The organism is Bradyrhizobium sp. SZCCHNR1017 (assembly GCF_032381375.1).
In the GTDB taxonomy this organism is placed as follows: domain Bacteria; phylum Pseudomonadota; class Alphaproteobacteria; order Rhizobiales; family Xanthobacteraceae; genus Bradyrhizobium.
Genome location: NZ_JAUHIR010000010.1, coordinates 245,137 through 259,494 on the forward strand (window position 1 = coordinate 245,137; position 14,358 = coordinate 259,494).

General features: G+C 63.1%; 15 protein-coding genes and 1 pseudogene. 12 read left to right on the plus strand and 4 right to left on the minus strand.

What is annotated here, in order from left to right; translation table 11 throughout:
- Positions 1 to 11: 11 nt before the first annotated feature.
- Positions 12 to 359, plus strand: a complete 348-nt coding sequence (locus tag QW863_RS24480) for a hypothetical protein (protein WP_315713205.1) — start codon at positions 12 to 14, stop codon at positions 357 to 359.
- 30 nt (positions 360 to 389) lie between these two features.
- Here QW863_RS24480 and QW863_RS24485 read toward each other — a convergent pair whose 3' ends face one another.
- A complete protein-coding gene (locus QW863_RS24485; RefSeq protein ID WP_315713207.1) occupies positions 390 to 602 on the minus strand; it encodes a hypothetical protein in 213 nt (70 codons plus the stop codon).
- A gap of 214 nt (positions 603 to 816) precedes the next feature.
- On the opposite strand from QW863_RS24485, the gene QW863_RS24490 reads away from it, so the two are divergent.
- A complete protein-coding gene (locus QW863_RS24490) occupies positions 817 to 1,125 on the plus strand; it encodes an EthD family reductase (RefSeq protein ID WP_315713209.1) in 309 nt (102 codons plus the stop codon).
- A gap of 149 nt (positions 1,126 to 1,274) precedes the next feature.
- On the opposite strand, the gene pqqA is transcribed toward QW863_RS24490, so the two are convergent.
- Positions 1,275 to 1,355, minus strand: coding sequence for a pyrroloquinoline quinone precursor peptide PqqA (gene pqqA / locus QW863_RS24495; protein WP_009031067.1), 81 nt, complete (start codon positions 1,353 to 1,355; stop codon positions 1,275 to 1,277).
- A 217-nt stretch (positions 1,356 to 1,572) separates the two neighbouring features.
- Entirely contained in the window at positions 1,573 to 1,965 is a 393-nt protein-coding gene (locus tag QW863_RS24500) for a hypothetical protein (protein ID WP_315713211.1), read from the minus strand.
- A 264-nt stretch (positions 1,966 to 2,229) separates the two neighbouring features.
- Between QW863_RS24500 and QW863_RS24505 the strand changes: the two genes are divergently transcribed.
- Genes QW863_RS24505 through QW863_RS24515 form a run of 3 tightly spaced genes read left to right on the plus strand, consistent with a single transcriptional unit; the run spans position 2,230 to position 5,196 of the window.
- Positions 2,230 to 3,894 (plus strand): methanol/ethanol family PQQ-dependent dehydrogenase, encoded by a 1,665-nt coding sequence (locus QW863_RS24505; RefSeq protein ID WP_315752807.1) that lies wholly within the window; start codon positions 2,230 to 2,232, stop codon positions 3,892 to 3,894.
- A 25-nt stretch (positions 3,895 to 3,919) separates the two neighbouring features.
- Positions 3,920 to 4,261, plus strand: a complete 342-nt coding sequence (locus tag QW863_RS24510; protein ID WP_315713215.1) for a cytochrome c — start codon at positions 3,920 to 3,922, stop codon at positions 4,259 to 4,261.
- Positions 4,261 to 5,196 carry a transporter substrate-binding domain-containing protein gene (locus QW863_RS24515; protein WP_315713644.1) on the plus strand — a complete coding sequence of 312 codons (936 nt, stop codon included), beginning with the start codon at positions 4,261 to 4,263 and terminating at the stop codon, positions 5,194 to 5,196. Before QW863_RS24510 ends, QW863_RS24515 begins: the two co-directional genes overlap by 1 nt.
- 20 nt (positions 5,197 to 5,216) lie before the next feature.
- Here the strand turns inward: QW863_RS24515 and QW863_RS24520 are convergent, their stop codons facing one another.
- Entirely contained in the window at positions 5,217 to 6,164 is a 948-nt protein-coding gene (locus QW863_RS24520; protein WP_315713217.1) for a helix-turn-helix domain-containing protein, read from the minus strand.
- A gap of 406 nt (positions 6,165 to 6,570) precedes the next feature.
- Between QW863_RS24520 and xoxF5 the strand changes: the two genes are divergently transcribed.
- From xoxF5 to QW863_RS24555, 7 genes and pseudogenes are all read left to right on the plus strand, one after another.
- Positions 6,571 to 8,376, plus strand: a complete 1,806-nt coding sequence (gene xoxF5, locus QW863_RS24525; RefSeq protein ID WP_315713218.1) for a lanthanide-dependent methanol dehydrogenase XoxF5 — start codon at positions 6,571 to 6,573, stop codon at positions 8,374 to 8,376.
- A 132-nt stretch (positions 8,377 to 8,508) separates the two neighbouring features.
- Complete coding sequence (locus tag QW863_RS24530; protein WP_315713645.1) at positions 8,509 to 8,988, plus strand: c-type cytochrome, methanol metabolism-related; 480 nt, start codon at positions 8,509 to 8,511, stop codon at positions 8,986 to 8,988.
- A gap of 78 nt (positions 8,989 to 9,066) precedes the next feature.
- Positions 9,067 to 10,176, plus strand: a complete 1,110-nt coding sequence (locus QW863_RS24535; protein ID WP_315713220.1) for an S-(hydroxymethyl)glutathione dehydrogenase/class III alcohol dehydrogenase — start codon at positions 9,067 to 9,069, stop codon at positions 10,174 to 10,176.
- 33 nt (positions 10,177 to 10,209) lie between these two features.
- Positions 10,210 to 10,773 carry an S-(hydroxymethyl)glutathione synthase gene (gene gfa / locus QW863_RS24540; RefSeq protein WP_315713222.1) on the plus strand — a complete coding sequence of 188 codons (564 nt, stop codon included), beginning with the start codon at positions 10,210 to 10,212 and terminating at the stop codon, positions 10,771 to 10,773.
- A 360-nt stretch (positions 10,774 to 11,133) separates the two neighbouring features.
- The gene (locus QW863_RS24545) at positions 11,134 to 11,586 is read left to right on the plus strand and encodes a (2Fe-2S)-binding protein (RefSeq protein ID WP_315713224.1); all 453 of its coding nucleotides are present in this window, start codon (positions 11,134 to 11,136) and stop codon (positions 11,584 to 11,586) included.
- A gap of 2 nt (positions 11,587 to 11,588) precedes the next feature.
- On the plus strand, positions 11,589 to 13,922 hold the full coding sequence (locus QW863_RS24550; protein ID WP_315768903.1) for a xanthine dehydrogenase family protein molybdopterin-binding subunit: 2,334 nt from the start codon (positions 11,589 to 11,591) through the stop codon (positions 13,920 to 13,922).
- Between the two features lie 105 nt (positions 13,923 to 14,027).
- Positions 14,028 to 14,351 (plus strand): annotated as a pseudogene (locus QW863_RS24555) (amidase); the annotation flags it as partial.
- Between the last annotated feature and the right edge of the window lie 7 nt (positions 14,352 to 14,358).

Sequence of the window (14,358 nt, forward strand, 5' to 3'; positions counted from 1 at the left end):
GGGAAAACGCCATGAGACGCGCATTCGCCGTGACGGCGATCATTCTGTTCGGCATCCCGCTCGCGGCCGCCGCGCAAAGCAAGGGCATCCGGCTCTGGAATCTGACCACCGCCACGATGACCGGCTTTCAGCTCTCGCCGGCCGGCCAAAACAATTGGGGACCGAATCAGACGCTGAACGACAAGGACAAGGAGCTCGATCACGACGAACGGCTGAAGCTCACCGGAGTCGAGCCTGGGCGCTACGACGCCAAGGTGAGCTATGCCGGAGAGCGGCAGTGCATTGTTCGCGGCCTCGAGATCAAGGCCGACGCCGTGGTTTCGGTCGCCGACAAGGACCTCAAGGAGTGCACGAAGTAAGCAGCCAGCGTGCCGACGGCCAAGCCGGCCTCAGGCCTTGTCGTTGCTGTGGGGATATTCGCAGCGCCATCGCACTGCAGTCCATTTCGGGTGCTCGCCGATCCACTGGGCGATGTAGGGCGGCGCCTTCATCGCGCATTGCTGCAGCGAGGCACCGCCATCCGCGAAAACGAGATGCTGCTCCTCGCAGGTGGCCGGAGACAGGACTGCGCAGACGGTGATGACGAGATCGATGGAGCTCATGGCTCGTTGTCCTTCGATAAGCCTGAAACAGCTTAACTGAAACTACGACATCCGGCTGCATCAGTTTCTCCTCGCGCAACAAATTATGCAGCGGAACCAAGGCTGGAACGACTATCCCTGGGCGAATCCGCCCCTGACGCTTGATCCGAACCGGCAGATCGGCTGCAATGGAAGCGGTCGATCGACCTCAAAAGAGCGAATGCGGAGGAAGCAGATGCCCAAGGTTCTCGTACTCTACAAGACCCCCAAGAGCGCCGAGGCGTTCGACAAACACTATATGAACGTCCATGTGCCGCTGGCGAAGAAGATTCCCGGTCTGAAGAGCTACGATATCAGCCGGGGCCCGGTGAATGGGCCGGCGGGAGCCACCAACATCCACCTCGTTGCCACCCTGATATTCGATTCGATGCAGGCGCTGCAGGCGGGAATGGGCTCTGCCGAAGGCAAGGCGGCGGCGGGCGATCTGCCCAACTTCGCCGATGGCGGCGTCGACCTGTATATCTTCGACACGCAGGACGTTTGATCGTCACCAACGTTCGGCGGTGTGCCCGTCATACCCGATCGGCCGAGAGGCCGGTCGCCGGGACGATCTCGCGGACCGTCCATCGAATGGATCCGCCAAGCCAGTCAGAAGCGAATTGCGCTCCTCGTGGCTTGGCAGATCGCTACGCGTTACTTGCGCGCAGCACAGGCGTACATGTTGATTTCCATGCCAACCGGCACTTCGACGATCTTCGGTGTCTTCCAGGCCATTTCAAGCTCCCAAGTTCGACTATCATTGACTGACGCATTTCTCGCGCCAACATCGAAGCTAGGACCGCATCGGGGGGAACGCAAGGCTCCACAACCGTGGAGCATTTCCCCAGCGGTTGTCGATCGATTGAATGAAACAAAATCCAGCCGCCTGGCTGGACGCCGTTCCGCCTCAATCCTCGTAGGACGTTGCCCCTGAGCGGGACGGCATCTTCCCTCACGCACCGCCCGGCTGCACGTAGCAGAACACATACCGATTGCGGCTCAGGAAGATGATGCCGTGCCCCGTCGGATTTCCCCTGTCCCACTTCAGCTTGTGATCGGGGACCTCGATCTCGGTACCGACATCGATATGCGGGCGGCCACGCGGCTCATCGGGACGGTCATCGGTAATGATGACATAGGTCTTGCCGTCGCGGACATGGATCTCATCGGCAAAGTAGGCGTCGGCCTCACCGCAGCACGATGCCGTCGGCACGTCGGGCTGCATCAGCGCCTCGTACCATTGACGCAATGCAGGATCGACCGCTCCCCACTGACCGAGATCACGCGCACTCGCACTCACCCAAAGGCAACAAAGCATGCCGAGCCAAAGGATGGTTCGTCTCATCCGCCCACTCCTCTGTTATCCCGGCATGATGCGGCGAAGCAATGTTTGTGCCGCAACGCAACATCGGAGCGGTGCGATCATGCCGACCCAGATCCGCGAGCAGAGACAACGGGGATCGGCTGCTCTGTCCCGATCGAACGAGGACGGCTTCCCGATGCGCAGAGGGCGGTTGCCACCTTTTCGTATTGACGGTTCCCGATTTCGAGCGGAGTGTTGTGCCCGCAGCGTCAGGATAGGCGCGCATAAAAATCTCGGAGGAAATGAATGAAGCGGATCGCGCTGGCCGCAGGCCTCGCTATTTTTGCATCACATGGTGCAAGCGCGCAGAGCGCCGATCAGTTGGTCAAGGGTGCAACTGATACGGCGAACGTTCTCAACTACGGCATGGGCTACAATCTGCAGCGGTTCAGCCCGCTCACCCAGATCAACAAGGACAACGCCAAGAACCTGGTGCCGGTCTGGAACTACAGTTTCGCCGATGACCGCAGTGAGGAGTCGCAGCCGCTGGTGTACCAGGGCGTGCTCTACGTCACGACCCACAATGCGACGATGGCCGTCGACGCCAAGACCGGCAAGCAGATCTGGAAAAGCAAGATCGACTATCCCGCCGAGACGCCGCGCGTGGTCTGTTGCGGCATCATCAATCGCGGCGCCGCGCTGTACGACGGCAAGGTGTTCCGGACCACGCTCGATGCCAACGTGATTGCGCTCGATGCCAAGACCGGCAAGGAACTGTGGCGTCAGAAGGCCGCTGACATCAAGGAAGGCTACTCGATGACCGTCGCGCCGCTGGTCGCCGACGGCGTCGTGTTGACTGGCATCTCCGGCGCCGAGTTCGGCACCCGCGGCTTCATCGATGGTTGGGATCCGGCGACGGGCAAGCATTTGTGGCGCACACACACGGTCCCAAGCCCGGATGAACCCGGCGGCGACACCTGGAAGGGCGACACCTGGAAGCTGGGCGGCGGCTCGACCTGGATCACCGGCTCCTACGATCCCGAGCAGAACACCGTGTTCTGGGGCGTCGGTAATCCCGGACCGTTCAACGCGGCGGTGCGCCCGGGCGACAACCTCTACACCTGCTCGGTGCTCGCGCTCGATCCGAAGACCGGCAAGATGAAGTGGCACTTCCAGTTCTCGCCGAACAATCCATTCGACTACGACGCGGTCGCGGAGATGGTGCTCGCCGACATGAACGTCGAGGGTAAGCAGACCAAGGTGCTGATGAACGCCAACCGCAATGGCTTCTTCTATGTGCTCGATCGCACCAATGGGAAGCTGCTCGCGGCCAACCCCTATGTGAAGGTGAACTGGGCCTCCAGCATCGACCTGAAGACGGGCAAGCCCGTCGAGACCGATGTGACGCGCGATGCCCGCGAGGGCAAGAAGGTCACGGTCTATCCGTCGATTCTCGGCGGCAAGAACTGGGAGCCGATGTCGTTCAATCCGCAAACCGGGTTGGCCTACGCCAACACGCTCGTGTTCGGCGGCCACTACAAGACCGAGCCTGCGACCTACAAGGCCGGCGAGTGGTACCTGGGCATGGACCTGACGGATCTGTGGGATTGGCCGGAAGGGCCACGCGGTCAGCTCAAGGCCATCGATCCGATGACCGGCAAGACCAAGTGGGAGCAGCCGAGCGACATCCCGCGCTTCTCCGGCGTGCTGTCCACGGCAGGCGGCGTGGTATTCTCGGGCAAGCTGACCGGCGAGTTCGAGGCTTTCGACGCCGACAGCGGCAAGAAGCTGTGGCAGTTCCAGACCGGCTCCGGCATCGAAGGCCAGCCCGTCACCTGGCAGCAGGATGGCGTGCAGTATGTCGCCGTCACCTCAGGCTACGGCGGCGTCTACTCACTGTTCTCCGGTGACGAGCGCCTCGCCAACGTTCCGGCAGGCGGCTCGCTGTGGGTCTTCGCGGTCAAGAACTGAGTGCGGATTGCCCGTGAGACAGAACATGTTCATGAAAGCGGCGGCGGCCTTCGCCGCCGTCGTGGCGATGTCGGCCGTCCTGTCGACGGCTGCCCTCGCCCAACAACAAGATGGCAGCGCCGCACATAGCCAGGTGGACATCGGCAAGACGACGTTCGCTCAGAAGTGCTCGCACTGCCACGGCCCCAACATGGTGAACTCCGGCACGGTGACGCCCGACCTGCGTCGGTTTCCCGATGACCAGCCTCGTTTCGTCACCACGGTGAAGCAGGGCAAGAACGGTCGCATGCCGCCCTGGGGCGACATTCTCAGCGATGACGAGATCACCGCGCTGTGGGCCTATGTCTCGAGCCGGAGAGCGCAGTGATGCGCCATCTCTGCCGTTGGCTGACTGCCTTGATGATCTCGACAGTGTCGTCAGCCGCCTTAGCCGCTGACGACGTGCTGCGCATCTGCCTTGACGAAAATCTTCCGCCGCTCTCGGTCCATCATCGTGGCAAGCCCGGCAACGGTTTCGACGTCCTGCTCGGTCAGGCAATCGCCGACCGCCTTGGCAGAAAGCTCGAGATCCAGTGGTACGAAAGCAAATTGGACGAAGATTCCAGTCCAGCGCTGGAGGCGAACGCACTGCTCTCGGACGGACGCTGCTCGCTGCTCGGCAGCTATGCGTTCACCCAGGACGGATTGGTCGCGCCCGGCGTCAAGACAGCCAAGCTGCCGGACTTCGATGGCGCCACCCGCGACGACCGCCGCCGCCGCGTTCCGCTCGGCACGCTGATGCCGAGCAAGCCATACATGTTCTCAACACTGACCGTCGTTCTCGGACCTTCCGCGAAACAGCGCCCGATTACCGACATCGGCGACCTGGCAGGGCTGCGGCTGGCAATCGAGAGCGGCACGTTGGCGGATGCAATCCTGATGACGTTCGACAAGGGACGGCTGATCGACGACATCACGCATTTGATTCCCGCGCGGGATGATCTGCTCGGGGCGCTCGAACAGGGCAAGTTCGATGCGACCCTGCTCGATGGCAGACGTTTCGATGCGTATCGGGCGGCTCATCCCGACACCAGGCTCGGCGGGTCGGGCTACAGCTATCCGATCGGCGTGAACCGCGGTTATGTCGGGCTGACCAGTTCGGCCGAACTCATCGCATCGGTCGACAAGGCCTTGACGGAACTCGACGCTTCCGGGGCCCTGGCGAATCTCGGTCGGTCCGCCGGACTGACCTACCTTCCACCGCGCGAGCCGGTGATTCTCGGTGATGCATTCCAGAGGATCATCCGGAGCGGCGCACGCTAGCGCGGCTACCTCACGACCGCTCAGCGGGCCGCAGTCTTATGAACCGACGACGGCACGACGCCGAAATATTTGCGGAAGACACGGCTGAAGTGCGACGAACTCGAAAAACCCCACGAGAACGCGACATCAGTGATGGTCTTGCCGCTCTGCGTCTCCAGTTCCTGCCGGCAATGCTGAAGCCGGGCCCGCCAGATGTAGTCGCTGACCGTCATGCCACGGTCGCTGAACACCATGTGAAGGTAGCGCTTGGTGCACCCCAGAGCCGCCGAAATCTGATCGATGCACAGATCGGGATCGCGCAGATGCTCGCGGATGAAGGCTTGAGCGCGGATATAGACCGCCTCAGGTCCCGCCCGATCCAGCATTCGATCGGCTTCACGCAGCGGCAAGAGCAACAGATCGATGAGCGATTCGGCGACGCTGACGGCCGAGTTGGGCGAAAGCCGGGTCGCCTCATCGAACGCGGCATGGGTGACATCATGCGCAATCCGACCGGTCCCGCTCCGCGCAGACAGCTTGTATGCAGGCATCTTTTCCGACCGGAAGCCGCGCTCCTGCAATAGCTCCTTCGGCACGATCACGACGTCATGGCGGGTCAGCGCGGGGCTGATGATGGTGTGCGGTAACGAGACGTCATAGGCGAGACAATCGCCCGGGCCGATCTCGATCTGGCGGCCATCCTGCTCGAAATAGGACGTTCCATAGGTCTGGAACAAGATCTTGATGTAGGGATGTGCGGCCTTTTGCGCACGCGCATAGGTATGCGCAATACGGTGCTGGCTGGCCTCGATCTGGCAGAGCTTCAGGCGCGACACCGTCGTGAAATTGATGCGCCCCTCGAACGAGGCCCCCTCCAGCGGATCGACATCGAAACGTCCGCACAGGTCGGTCAGTGCATCTGACCAACGCTGGATCTGGCTCTTCGGTGAGAATCCCGAAGTATTAAGCGAGCGGATCGTGTCGGACATGTTTCATCCACCGATTCATGATCGAAACGCAACGGGTCCGCCGCCGGACGGCGAACGAGACTGTAGCAAGATTGCTCCCATTTTAAGGCCGCGACTTTCGCGGCGCACTTCGTTCCATAACTTCCCTCGCATGATCCTCCGCCTTCGTCTCTGTAAGGTCAAGGGAAACGTCAACCTTCGGTGGAACCGCGGTGCTGTAAATTGATGCTCCGCAGCAAGAATGGCGCTCATGTTGCGGACCAGCAAAGCAAAATCTCCTTCAAAAACTTCTATTCGCTTCACTCTTGAGCAAGCTCTTTTCTCTTTTGGGCAAGTTTCCCGGTCAGGAAGTGGATAATCAATGATGCCGAAAACGAATACTGGGCCGCGTGCTGCGGAACCTCAGTTGAACCCGGGAGGAAAGACGATGCGAAGAGTGCTACTCGCAACATGTCTGACGTCAGTCGCGGCGCTTGCCGCGGGTGGCGCGTGGGCCAGTGAAGAGCTGGTCAAGATGTCGGCCAACCCGAAGGACTGGGTGATGCCGGCGGGAGACTACGCCAATACGCGTTACTCCAAGCTCAATCAGATCAACGCTCAGAACGTCGGCAAGCTGCAGGTCGCGTGGACCTTCTCCACCGGCGTGCTGCGCGGCCACGAAGGCGGACCGCTCATCATCGGCAACTTGATGTATGTGCATACGCCGTTCCCGAACAAGGTGTATGCGCTCGATCTCGCGCAGGACAACAAGATCGTCTGGAAGTACGAGCCCAAGCAGGATCCGAACGTCATTCCGGTGATGTGCTGCGACACCGTCAACCGCGGCGTCGCCTATGGGGACGGCAAGATCTTCCTGCATCAGGCCGACGACAAGCTGGTGGCGATCGACGCCAAGACCGGCCAGCACGTCTGGACCGCCGTCAATGGCGATCCGAGCAAGGGACAGACCGGAACCTCGGCTCCGCTCGTGGTGAAGGACAAGGTGTTGGTCGGCACGTCCGGCGGCGAGTTCGGCGTCCAGTGCAGCATGACCGCTTACGATATCAAGAGCGGCAAGCAGGTCTGGAAGGCGTACTCCGAAGGTCCGGATGACCAGATCCTGTTCGACGCCAACACCACGGCGCTCGGCAAGCCGGTCGGCAAGGACTCGAGCCTGAAGACCTGGCAAGGCGATCAGTGGAAGACCGGCGGCGGCTGCACCTGGGGCTGGATCTCCTACGATCCGCAGCTCGACATGGTCTATTACGGGTCGGGCAATCCCTCGACTTGGAATCCGAAGCAGCGTCCCGGCGACAACAAGTGGTCGATGACGATCTTCGCCCGCCATGCCGACACCGGCGTCGCGAAGTGGGTCTATCAGATGACGCCCCACGACGAGTGGGACTATGACGGCGTCAACGAGATGATCCTGTCCGACCAGTCCATCAACGGCCAGCCGCGCAAGCTGCTCACGCACTTCGATCGTAACGGCCTCGGCTATACGCTCGACCGTGCCACGGGCGAGCTGCTCGTTGCCGAGAAGTTCGACCCGAAGGTGAACTGGACCACCGGCGTCGACATGGACAAGAACTCTGCAACCTACGGCCGTCCCAAGGTCGTCGATCAGTACTCGACCGACAAGCAGGGTGAGGACGTCAACACCAAGGGCATCTGCCCGGCGGCGCTGGGCACCAAGGACGAGCAGCCGGCGGCCTACTCGCCGGATACGCAACTGTTCTACGTGCCCACCAACCATGTCTGCATGGACTACGAGCCCTTCAAGGTGAGCTACACCGCAGGTCAGCCCTATGTCGGCGCAACCCTGTCGATGTATCCGCCGGCGGGTGAGACCCATATGGGCAACTTCATCGCCTGGGACGGCAAGACCGGCAAGATCGCCTGGTCGAACAAGGAGCCGTTCTCGGTGTGGTCTGGTGCGCTCGCGACGGCTGGCGGCGTGGTGTTCTACGGAACGCTCGAAGGCTACCTCAAGGCGGTCGATGCCAAGACGGGCAAGGAGCTCTACAAGTTCAAGACCCCGTCCGGCATCATCGGCAACGTCACGACCTACGAGGCAGGCGGCAAGCAGTATGTCGCCGTGCTCTCGGGTGTCGGTGGCTGGGCCGGCATCGGTCTCGCGGCGGGCCTGACGGATCCGACCGCCGGTCTCGGTGCGGTCGGCGGCTACGCAGCGCTGAGCAACTACACCGCCCTGGGCGGCGCGCTCACCGTGTTCTCGCTCCCGCAGCAGTGAGCTAGGCACCTGCTTCCGGCGCATGGATCTCGTCCATGCGCCGGTTCGCCTGCCCCAGAAAATTAAGGGAAGACGCCCTTGCGTAGAATCTGTTTTGCGGTCGCCACGGCTCTGTTCCTGGCAACCGGCGGGATGACTGTCGCCGAAAATGCCTGGGCGGAAAGTCCGGGAGATCCTGCGGCCGTCAAGTCCGAGGACGGGAAGTACTTCGATAAGGATGGCAATCCGACCTACAAGGTGGGCGCCGACGGATCGGTCGACTGGTACACCTACTCGGGATACCGCCGCTATCATTCCGAATGCCACGTCTGCCACGGGCCCGACGGCATGGGATCGACTTATGCGCCTGCGCTGAAGGACTCGGTCAAGACCATGAGCTACGGCGATTTCATCGGTGTCATCGCCAGCGGCCGCAAGAATGTCAGCACGTCCCAGGAGAACGTCATGCCGGCCTTCGGCGACAATCCGAACGTGGCCTGCTACATGGACGACCTCTACATCTACCTGCGCGCCCGCGGCAATGACGCGGTAGGACGCGTTCGCCCCGCCAAGCATGAGGACAAGCCGCCAGCCTATACGGAAGCGGAGAACTCCTGCATGGGCAAGAAATGACTGACGACGAGGACCGCGCCTGGCCAGTTTTCCTGGACAGGGTCGCGGGCCTGACAGACTGAAACAGGAGTTTGAGACATGAAGACGCGCGCCGCGGTCGCTTTCGAAGCCAAGAAGCCGCTGGAGATCGTCGAGGTTGACCTCGAAGGGCCGAAGGCCGGCGAGGTGCTGGTCGAGATCAAGGCTACCGGCATCTGCCACACCGATGCCTACACGCTCGACGGTTTCGACAGCGAGGGCATCTTCCCCTCGATCCTCGGCCATGAGGGCGCCGGCATCGTGCGCGAAGTCGGCCCGGGCGTGACCTCGGTCAAGCCCGGCGACCACGTCATTCCGCTCTACACACCGGAATGCCGCCAGTGCAAGAGCTGCCTCAGCCGCAAGACCAATCTCTGCACCGCGATCCGCGCCACGCAGGGCAAGGGCCTGATGCCGGACGGTACGTCGCGCTTCAGCTACAAGGGCCAGGCCATCTACCACTACATGGGCTGCTCGACCTTCTCCAACTTCACCGTGTTGCCGGAGATCGCAGTCGCGAAGATTCGCGAGGACGCGCCCTTTGACAAGAGCTGCTATATCGGCTGCGGCGTCACCACCGGCGTCGGCGCGGTCGTCAACACGGCGAAGGTCACGCCCGGCGCGAACGTCGTGGTGTTCGGCCTCGGCGGCATCGGGCTCAATGTCATTCAGGGCGCCAGGATGGCGGGGGCCGACAAGATCATCGGCGTTGACCTCAATGACAGCAAGGAGGAATGGGGCCGCCGCTTCGGCATGACCCATTTCGTCAACCCGAAGAAGGTGACCGGCGACATCGTCCAGCACCTGGTCGCGCTGACCGACGGCGGTGCCGACTACACCTTCGACTGCACCGGCAATACCACGGTGATGCGCCAGGCGCTGGAAGCCTGCCATCGCGGCTGGGGCGAATCGATCATCATCGGTGTCGCCGAGGCCGGCAAGGAGATCGCGACCCGCCCATTCCAGCTCGTCACCGGACGCGTCTGGAAGGGCACGGCGTTCGGCGGCGCGCGCGGGCGCACCGACGTTCCCAAGATCGTCGACTGGTACATGAACGGGAAGATCGAAATCGACCCGATGATCACCCACACGCTCAAGCTCGAAGACATCAACAAGGGCTTCGACCTGATGCATGAGGGCAAATCGATCCGTTCCGTCGTCGTGTTCTGACCCCAAGCACGCAAAACTGAGGAGGATTGCGCCATGACTGTCCACATCCATCCGTCCGTCGATAACGGCGTCAAACAGGGAAGCGGCCATTTCGCCGGCGGCACGCTGGTCTGCAAATGCCACGACCGGCCGGTCAAGGTCGGCATCAAGGGCGATGTCGCGCATAACCACGCGTGCGGCTGCACCAAATGCTGGAAGCCCTCCGGCGCGACCTTCTCGGTCGTTGCCGTGGTGCCGCGGCAGAACGTCACGGTGCTGGAGAACGGCGACAAGCTCAAGATCGTCGATCCCTCCGCCGTCATCCAGCGCTATGCCTGCACCGGCTGCGGCACGCATATGTATGGCCGCATCGAGAACACGGGCCACCCGTTCTACGGCCTCGACTTCATTCACCCCGAGCTGTTCCAGGAGCAGGGTTCGGCCGCGCCGGGCTTTGCGGCCTTCGTCTCCTCGGTGATCGAGTCGGGCGTGAAGCCGGAACAGATGGGCGAGATTCGGGCGCGATTGAAGGAGCTGGGGCTCGAGCCCTATGACTGCCTGTCGCCGGCCCTGATGGATGCGATTGCCACCCACGTGGCGAAAGCAAAGGCGGCCTGACGGCCGCCACGGACCAAGCGTACAACTGAAGCGTTCCTTCCTGAAGACTTGGTGCCTCGCCTGCCCCACGCCGGCGAGGCATTCTTTTTTTGTCGCGGCTTTGGTCAGGCGGCCGCCATTGTCGTCGGCGCATCGCCCATTGTTCCGTATTTGCATTGCAGCGGGCTGCACGCGCAGCGCTCGTCTGCTCTGACACCACACGCGCCTGTGTAGACCGATGCCTGTCCCGGTCTGCTATCATCAGTAGTCTTCCGACAACTCTCAATTGATCCGGCGCGTGCACGTAAGGACATGTGGTCCCGCGCGCGTCCACCAACGATCAGAACCAGCGACCATTGGTCCGACAGAGCGAGGGCGAACATGATCAAGGTGAAAATCAACGGACAGGAGCAGAGCTGGGATGGCGATCCGAGCCTGCCGCTGCTGTGGTATCTGCGCGACGAGCTGGGTTTGACCGGAACGAAATACGGGTGCGGCGCAGCGCTGTGCGGCGCCTGCACCGTGATGGTCGACAAGGAAGCGGCGCGCGCCTGCATCACCGCAGTATCGGATGTCGCGGGACGGGAGGTCACCACCATCGAAGGTCTGCATCCGACCGGAGATCATCCGGTGCAGAAGGCATGGCGGCAGGTCAACGTGCCGCAATGCGGCTTCTGCCAGGCCGGGCAGATCATGCAAGCGGCCGCACTCTTGAACGAGAATCCCAAACCGTCGCATGACCAGATCAGGGATGCGATGGCCGGCAACATCTGCCGCTGCGGCTGCTATCAGCGCATCGAGAATGCGATCCATCTGGCCTCGACGGGGGTGTGATCATGAACATCATCGCAAATCCCGACATCGCAAAGTCCGCTTCTCGCCGCGGCTTCGAGCGGCATCTCAAGGTCGAGAACGTCTCGCGCCGTACCATCCTGCAGACGCTGGGCCTCGCCGGCGGGTTCGTGCTCGCGGCTCCCTTGCTGTCGCGCCCGGCGTTTGCCGCCTATGAAACCGGCGCCGGCAAGATGCCGCACGGCACCGTGGTCGATCCCAAGGTTTTCGTTTCGATCGCCCCCGACGGCATCGTGTCGATCCTCGCCCACCGCTCCGAGATGGGCACGGGCGTGCGTACCAGCCTGCCGCTGATCGTGGCGGAGGAGATGGAAGCCGACTGGTCGCGCGTGCGCGTCGTGCAGGCCCCCGGCGACGAGGTGAAGTTCGGCAACCAGGATACCGACGGTTCGCGCAGCACGCGGCACTATCTGCTGCCGATGCGACAGATCGGCGCCATGGCGCGGGCGATGCTCGAAGCCGCGGCGGCCAAGCGCCTCGGCGTGCCGCCGAGCGAGGTGAAAGCCGTCAATCATGAGGTCGTGCACAGCGCCAGCGGCCGCCGCCTCGGCTTCGGCGAGCTCGCGGCCGATGCCGCCAGTCTGCCGGTGCCTGCGGTTGACACCGTGCAACTGAAATCGCCGAAGGACTTCCGCTATCTCGGCAAGGGTCAGGTCAGCATCGTCGATCTGCACGACATCACCGTCGGCAAGGCGCGCTACGGCGCCGATGTCCGCCTGCCCGGCATGAAATACGCGGTCATCGCCCGGCCGCCGGTGACCGGCGGCAAGGTCAAGTCGTTCGATCCGGCCGAGGCACTGAAGGTGCCCGGCGTCGAGCAGGTGATCGAGGTCAAGGGCTGGCCCTGGCCATCGAAGTTCCAGCCGCTTGGCGGCGTCGCGGTGATCGCGCGCAACACCGGCGCCGCGATCAAGGGCCGCGACGTGCTCAAGGTCGAGTGGGACGACGGCGCCAATGCGAGCTACGACTCTGTCGCCTATCGGGCCGAGCTCGAGGCCGCCGCGCGCCAGCCGGGCCTCGTCGTACGCGAGGAAGGCGACGTCGAGGCCGCGCTGAAGTCGGCCGACAAGGTGATCACCGGCGAGTACTACCTGCCGCATTTCGCCCATGCCAGCATGGAGCCGCCGGTCGCGGTCGCCGACGTCAAGGGCGACAAGGCCGAGATCTGGGCGCCTGTGCAGAGCCCCGGCGGCACGCACGAGGATGTCGCCAAGACGCTGCAGATCCCGCCGGAGAACGTCACCGTCAACGTCACCCTGCTCGGCGGCGGGTTCGGGCGGAAGTCAAAATGCGACTTCGCGCTCGAGGCTGCCCTGCTGTCGAAGACGCTGGGCGCACCGGTCAAGGTGCAGTGGACACGCGATGACGACCTCCATCACGATTTCCTGCACACCGTGTCGGTGGAGCGCATCGAAGCCGGGCTCGACAAGAGCGGCAAGGTGGTGGCCTGGCGCCACCGCAGCGTCGCGCCGACCATCCTGTCGACCTTCGCGGCGGGCGCCGATCATGCCGCGCCGTTCGAGCTCGGCATGGGCCTCGTCGACATGCCGTTCGAGATCGCCAACATCCAATGTGAGAATCCCGCCGCCAAGGCGATGACCCGCATCGGCTGGTTCCGCTCGGTCTCCAACATCCCGCGCGCCTTCGCCGTGCAATCGATGGTCGGCGAGATTGCCCATGCCACCGGCCGCGACCAGAAGGACACGCTGCTCGATCTGATCGGCACTCCGCGCGTCCTGAAGCTCGCCTCGGTGAAGGATCTCTGGAACTACGGCGAGCCCTACGAGAGCTATCCGATCGACACCGGCCGGCTGCGCCGCGTCGTCGAGTTCGTGGCCGAGAAGGGCAATTGGGGCCGCTCGGTGCCCAAGGGCCACGGCCTCGGCATCGCCGCGCATCGCAGCTTCGTCAGCTACATCGCCACCATCGTGGAGGTGTCGGTCGACGACAAGGGCAAGCTCGTGGTGCATCAGGTCGACACCGCGATCGACTGCGGCACCTTCGTCAACCCCGAGCGCATCGCCTCGCAGCTCGAAGGCGCCGCGATCATGGGGCTGAGCCTCGCCAAATATGGCGAGATCAGCTTCAAGAACGGCCGGGTGCAGCAGCGCAACTTCGACGACCATCCGGTGGTCCGAATCGACGAGGCGCCGCTGGTCACCAACGTGCACATCGTGCCCGTTGATCCCGACACGCCGCCGAGCGGCGTCGGCGAGCCGGGCGTGCCGCCATTCGCGCCGGCGCTCGCCAACGCGATCTTTGCCGCCACCGGCAAGCGCCTGCGCGCATTGCCGATCGGCAATCAGCTCGCGACGTGAGCTTGCAGCAATCACCAGATCATCGGCCGGAGCGATCCGGCCGATGACCACGCCAGAAGAAGCAGGATCAGTCAGCGCCCGTAACGCACCGAGGCATAGCGGCCGATCACGGCGGACGGCGAGGTTTGCATCACCGCGCTCGAGACCGGCGTCACCGGCACCTTCCGCCTCACCGTGCGCAAGGACATGGACATCACCTGGCCGTTCGCCGAGAACGCCACCCACCTGATGTCGATCGGCCTCGACGAGGATCTCGATGACGCCGCCAAGCAGGCGGTGCGCGAGATGGTCAAGCACGTCTGCGCCCGCACCAACCTGTCGCGCAACCAGGCCTACATGCTGTGCTCGCTGGCCGGCAATCTGCGCGTCACCCAGCTGGTCGACGGCAACAAGGGCATCCACATGCTGCTGCCGAAATCCTATCTGTAGGCCCTCC

Coding starts and splice junctions, on each gene's coding strand:
- QW863_RS24480 (WP_315713205.1), top strand. CDS start 12: ATGAGACGCGCATTCGCCGTGACGGCGATCATTCTGTTCGGCATCCCG.
- QW863_RS24485 (WP_315713207.1), bottom strand. CDS start 602: ATGAGCTCCATCGATCTCGTCATCACCGTCTGCGCAGTCCTGTCTCCG.
- QW863_RS24490 (WP_315713209.1), top strand. CDS start 817: ATGCCCAAGGTTCTCGTACTCTACAAGACCCCCAAGAGCGCCGAGGCG.
- pqqA (WP_009031067.1), bottom strand. CDS start 1,355: ATGGCCTGGAAGACACCGAAGATCGTCGAAGTGCCGGTTGGCATGGAA.
- QW863_RS24500 (WP_315713211.1), bottom strand. CDS start 1,965: ATGAGACGAACCATCCTTTGGCTCGGCATGCTTTGTTGCCTTTGGGTG.
- QW863_RS24505 (WP_315752807.1), top strand. CDS start 2,230: ATGAAGCGGATCGCGCTGGCCGCAGGCCTCGCTATTTTTGCATCACAT.
- QW863_RS24510 (WP_315713215.1), top strand. CDS start 3,920: ATGTTCATGAAAGCGGCGGCGGCCTTCGCCGCCGTCGTGGCGATGTCG.
- QW863_RS24515 (WP_315713644.1), top strand. CDS start 4,261: ATGCGCCATCTCTGCCGTTGGCTGACTGCCTTGATGATCTCGACAGTG.
- QW863_RS24520 (WP_315713217.1), bottom strand. CDS start 6,164: ATGTCCGACACGATCCGCTCGCTTAATACTTCGGGATTCTCACCGAAG.
- xoxF5 (WP_315713218.1), top strand. CDS start 6,571: ATGCGAAGAGTGCTACTCGCAACATGTCTGACGTCAGTCGCGGCGCTT.
- QW863_RS24530 (WP_315713645.1), top strand. CDS start 8,509: ATGACTGTCGCCGAAAATGCCTGGGCGGAAAGTCCGGGAGATCCTGCG.
- QW863_RS24535 (WP_315713220.1), top strand. CDS start 9,067: ATGAAGACGCGCGCCGCGGTCGCTTTCGAAGCCAAGAAGCCGCTGGAG.
- gfa (WP_315713222.1), top strand. CDS start 10,210: ATGACTGTCCACATCCATCCGTCCGTCGATAACGGCGTCAAACAGGGA.
- QW863_RS24545 (WP_315713224.1), top strand. CDS start 11,134: ATGATCAAGGTGAAAATCAACGGACAGGAGCAGAGCTGGGATGGCGAT.
- QW863_RS24550 (WP_315768903.1), top strand. CDS start 11,589: ATGAACATCATCGCAAATCCCGACATCGCAAAGTCCGCTTCTCGCCGC.